A 354-nucleotide genomic window follows, 5' to 3' on the forward strand; every position below is an offset into this window, starting at 1 on the left:
TGTGTAGGTTGTAGTTGTTGTATTATTTAGCTGTGGTGTCCAAAATCCTGTAATATTATTTTTTGAAGTTGTTGGTAATGGATTTATGATGTCACCTTCACAAATTGGATCAATGCCATCAAAAATTGGTGTTTTAATCGAAGATACAGTAACAGTTACATCTTCTACTATAATATCACCACAAAAATCTTCAATTGTTACTTTATATGTTGTTGTTACATCAGGTGAAAAAATTGGTTTTGCACTATTTGGATTACTAACGCCTTCTGTTGGAGACCAACTATAGGATACACCACTGGCTATAGTTGCATCAATTTCAGAGGATTCTCCTTCACAAATTGTTACATCCTGTAA

At 33.1% G+C, this 354-nt stretch carries 1 pseudogene; it reads right to left on the reverse strand.

Going from position 1 to position 354, the window contains the following annotated elements:
- Window positions 1-354 (reverse strand): annotated as a pseudogene (locus IU405_RS03375) (concanavalin A lectin); the annotation flags it as partial.

Source organism: Polaribacter sp. BAL334, assembly GCF_015767435.1.
GTDB lineage: Bacteria > Bacteroidota > Bacteroidia > Flavobacteriales > Flavobacteriaceae > Polaribacter.